Origin of the sequence: Flavonifractor sp. (genome assembly GCF_019422385.1) — a bacterium.
Taxonomy (GTDB): Bacteria; Bacillota; Clostridia; order Oscillospirales; family Oscillospiraceae; genus Flavonifractor; species Flavonifractor avistercoris.
In genome coordinates, this window is sequence record NZ_JAHZDL010000135.1 from 1 (window position 1) to 3,836 (window position 3,836).

Consider the following 3,836-nt stretch of genomic DNA (forward strand, 5'->3'; position numbering starts at 1 on the left):
CCTCCAGGGTCTGGGCCAGGGGCTCCAGCAGCTTCAGGTCGGGAAATCCCCGTCCGGCGTCCCACCCGGACGATGCCCAGGGTGGGAGTGACGCCGCGGCGGGAGAGCTTCTCACAGCGGAGCCGGATGTCCCGGCACATGTGTTCCGCCACCGGTTTTCCGCTGAGCAAAACTGCCATGGGTCTCCTCCTTTTGGTGATTCGGGCAGGGGGAGGCGGCGTGCGCCTCCCCCTGCATGTGGTCATATGCTCAGAACAGGCCGGTGATCTTGCCGTTCTCGTCTACGTCGATCTTCTCGGCAGAGGGGACTTTGGGCAGGCCGGGCATGGCTCCCCACCGAATTTTGATTCGGTGGGGGCCCTGTTTTTTTAGATCCTCGGGCGAAATAAATTCGCCCTGCGGAAATCCTCCGCTGTGCTTCGGATTTACGCCGCACGAGCGGCGGGGTGCTGCCGCACCCGAATGCCCATGCCCGGCTCAGAACAGGCCGGTGATCTTGCCGTTCTCGTCTACGTCGATCTTCTCGGCAGAGGGGACTTTGGGCAGGCCGGGCATGGTCATGATATCGCCGGTGAGGGCCACGATGAAGCCGGCGCCGGCGGAGACCTTCAGATTGCGCACCGTGACCTCGAAGCCGCTGGGCGCGCCCAGCAGGGTCTGGTCGTCGGAGAAGGAGTACTGGGTCTTGGCCATGCAGATGGGCAGGTCGCCGAAGCCCAGGTCGGTGAGCTGCTGGGCCTGCTTCTTGGCGTTGGCGGTGAGCACCACCCGCTCGCCGTGATACACCTTCTTCACAATGGTGTCCAGCTTCTCCTGGATGGAGGCCTGGGTATCATACACGAACTGGAAGTGGCTGGGCTGCTCGCACAGGCGGATGACCTCCTCGGCCAGAGCCTTGCCGCCCTCGCCGCCCTTGGCCCACACCTCGGACAGGGCCACATTGACGCCCAGCTCATTGCACTTCCTCTCTACCAGGTCCAGCTCGGCCTTGGTGTCGGTGGGGAAGGCGTTGATGGCCACCACGCAGGGCAGGCCGTACACGTTCTTCACGTTGTCCACGTGCTGCAGCAGGTTGGGCAGGCCCTTCTCCAGCGCCTCCAGGTTCTCCTGGTTCAGCTCGGGCTTGGGCACGCCGCCGTGGTACTTCAGCGCCCGCACGGTGGCCACGATCACCACGGCGGAGGGCTTCAGGCCGGCCTTGCGGCACTTGATGTCGATGAACTTCTCTGCGCCCAGGTCGGCGGCGAAGCCGGCCTCCGTGACTGTGTAGTCCCCCAGCTTCAGGGCCATGCGGGTGGCGATGATGGAGTTGCAGCCGTGAGCGATGTTGGCGAAGGGGCCGCCGTGGATGAAGGCAGGGGTGCCCTCCAGGGTCTGGACCAGGTTGGGCTTCAGAGCGTCCTTCAGCAGGGCGGCCATGGCGCCCTCGGCCTTCAGGTCATGGGCGGTGACGGGCTTGCCGTCATAGGTGTAGGCCACGATCATCCGGCCCAGCTTCTCCTTCAGGTCGGTGATGCTGGTGGACAGGCACAGCACGGCCATGATCTCGCTGGCCACGGTGATCTCAAAGCCGTCCTCACGGGGCACGCCCTGGGCCTTGCCTCCCAGGCCGTCCACGATGTGGCGCAGCTGGCGGTCGTTCATGTCCACCGCGCGCTTCCAGGTGATCTGCTTGACATCGATGCCCAGGGCATTGCCCTGCTGGATATGGTTGTCCAGCATGGCGGCCATCAGGTTGTTCGCCGCGCCGATGGCGTGGAAGTCGCCGGTGAAGTGGAGGTTGATGTCCTCCATGGGCACCACCTGGGCCCAGCCGCCGCCGGCCGCACCGCCCTTGACGCCGAACACAGGGCCCAGGGAGGGCTCACGCAGGGCGACCACGGACTTCTTGCCCAGCTTCCGCAGGCCGTCCGCCAGCCCTACGGAGGTGGTGGTCTTGCCCTCGCCCGCAGGGGTGGGGGTGATGGCGGTGACCAGGATCAGCTTGCCGTCCTGAGCCTGGGTCTCGTTGAGCAGCTTGTAGTCCACCTTTGCCTTGTAGTTGCCGTACATCTCCAGGTACTTCTCGTCCACGCCCGCCGTGGCCGCGATCTCCCGGATGTTTTTCATTTCACAGCTCTGTGCAATTTCAATGTCGCTCTTGATTTCCATGGGAATCAGTCTCCTTCTTTTATGATTTATCGTGGATGTCTATGAAGTTAGAAGTTAAGGGAGGGAACGGACCTGGGCCGCCATAAAGGAGGCCGGGCCCGGGCAGTCCAGGTGCAGCGGAGCGCTGCCGGGGTCCTGGATCAGAACGGCTTCTCCTGAGGCAATGGTACTCGATTCCCCAGCGAAAGTCAAGGTGCCGCCCCTCTCCGCGCAGTAGAGGATGAGGGTGGAGGAGCCGGGTTCGGCGGAGAAGCTGACGGGGCCGCCGCTGGTGCGCAGGGGGGAGACACTGCCGACGCATCTGTCCTTGCGCAGCATCAGGTTGAAGTCCACGCAGCGGCCCCGGGAGTGGGTGTCCGCCCCGCCGTCGAAGGCGTGGACCTGATAGGGGGCCAGGGAGATGAGGGGGCCGCCGTCGTGGGTCAGTTCCATCTCTCCCCGGAGAGGGGCGATGAGCCGGTGGTAGTCGGGGAGGGGGGTGAAGTCGGACTCGTCCAAGTCCACGGTGGCGGAGCTCAGCCGCCAGAGGAAGTCCCGGTCCGCATAGAGGGCCCCCTGGGGGGCGATGGCGATCTGGGTGGTGGTCCCGCCGGACCACTGACTGATCTGGTAGTCTGCCTGGGTGAGGTGAGTGATATGAGGTGCCATGGGGACTCCTTTCTGAACGAGGACGCCCCCGCGGCGGTTCACGCCGCGGGGGCGTCCCGTCGGTGATTCATGGGAGGGGGATCACAGGGACTCCAGGACCTCCTGGTAGATGGCGTCGGCCAGAGGCAGGGCCTTGTCCAGCAGGGCCTGGCCCTTCTGGCGGTACTCGTCGGCAAAGGCCTGGTCCTGGATACCGCCGATGTTGATGAGCACGTTGAGCCAGGCGCCCTGGATGGCGGCCTTGAGGCTCAGGGCGGCGCAGCCCAGGTCGCTGGCGGCGCTGGCGTTGAGCTTGCCCACCACGGAGCGGGTCAGCTCCAGGGCCTGGCAGGCCAGCTCCATCATCTCAAAGGGGGTCTTGGTGCAGCCCTTCAGGGCCTCCTGCATGGCGGCCTTGCGGGCGGCCTTCTCCTCGTCGGTGTCCTTGGGCATGGCGAACACGGCGCTGACGGCGTTGAACGCCTCGGTATCCCGGTCGATCACGTCCACGAACTGAGCCTTGAGCTCGTTCCCCTTCTTCTGGGACTCGATGGCCAGCTCCTGCACGTCGGCGTACTTCTTCTTTCCCACGGTGAGGGCGCACACCATAGCGGTGAGGGCGGCGCCCAGGGCGCCCTCCAGCGCGGCGGCGGAGCCGCCGCCGGGCGCGGGTTCATCGGAGGCCATCAGGTCCACGAACTCATTGACCTTCATTTCCACAAGCTTCATAACAGTCGATTCTCCTTTTGTCAGAACGGCTTATTCCATGCCGATCAGGTGGTACTCCATGATCTGATTGTGGCAGTCGAAGTCACGGGCCTTCAGATAGAACTCAGCGCAGTCGATCATGGCCTTGGCGGGGGTCAGGCCCACGATCTCGCTGTCCACGATATAGGTGCCGTAGCGCTCGGCCAGGGAGCGGATCATCTCATAGACCACATACAGAGGGGTGTCCTCATAGTTGACCATGTTCATGGAGACCTGAGCGATGCCCCGGTCCTCCAGCATGAAGCCCATGGCCTTGCAGCTGCGGAAGCCGCCGGAGGAGCCGCGGATGA

3 protein-coding genes and 2 pseudogenes are annotated in these 3,836 nt (G+C 64.6%); all 5 read right to left on the reverse strand.

Annotated features, from left to right (window positions below):
• Window positions 1–249: 249 nt before the first annotated feature.
• Window positions 250–327, reverse strand: a pseudogene (locus tag QZ378_RS12310) (formate--tetrahydrofolate ligase); the annotation flags it as partial.
• A 150-nt stretch (window positions 328–477) separates the two neighbouring features.
• On the reverse strand, window positions 478–2,151 hold the full coding sequence (locus QZ378_RS12315) for a formate--tetrahydrofolate ligase (RefSeq protein WP_291258476.1): 1,674 nt from the start codon (window positions 2,149–2,151) through the stop codon (window positions 478–480).
• 54 nt (window positions 2,152–2,205) lie between these two features.
• Window positions 2,206–2,799, reverse strand: coding sequence for a HutD family protein (locus tag QZ378_RS12320; protein ID WP_291258477.1), 594 nt, complete (start codon window positions 2,797–2,799; stop codon window positions 2,206–2,208).
• A gap of 81 nt (window positions 2,800–2,880) precedes the next feature.
• Window positions 2,881–3,507 carry a cyclodeaminase/cyclohydrolase family protein gene (locus tag QZ378_RS12325; protein WP_050624471.1) on the reverse strand — a complete coding sequence of 209 codons (627 nt, stop codon included), beginning with the start codon at window positions 3,505–3,507 and terminating at the stop codon, window positions 2,881–2,883.
• A 30-nt stretch (window positions 3,508–3,537) separates the two neighbouring features.
• Window positions 3,538–3,836: pseudogene (locus QZ378_RS12330) on the reverse strand (glutamate formiminotransferase); the annotation flags it as partial.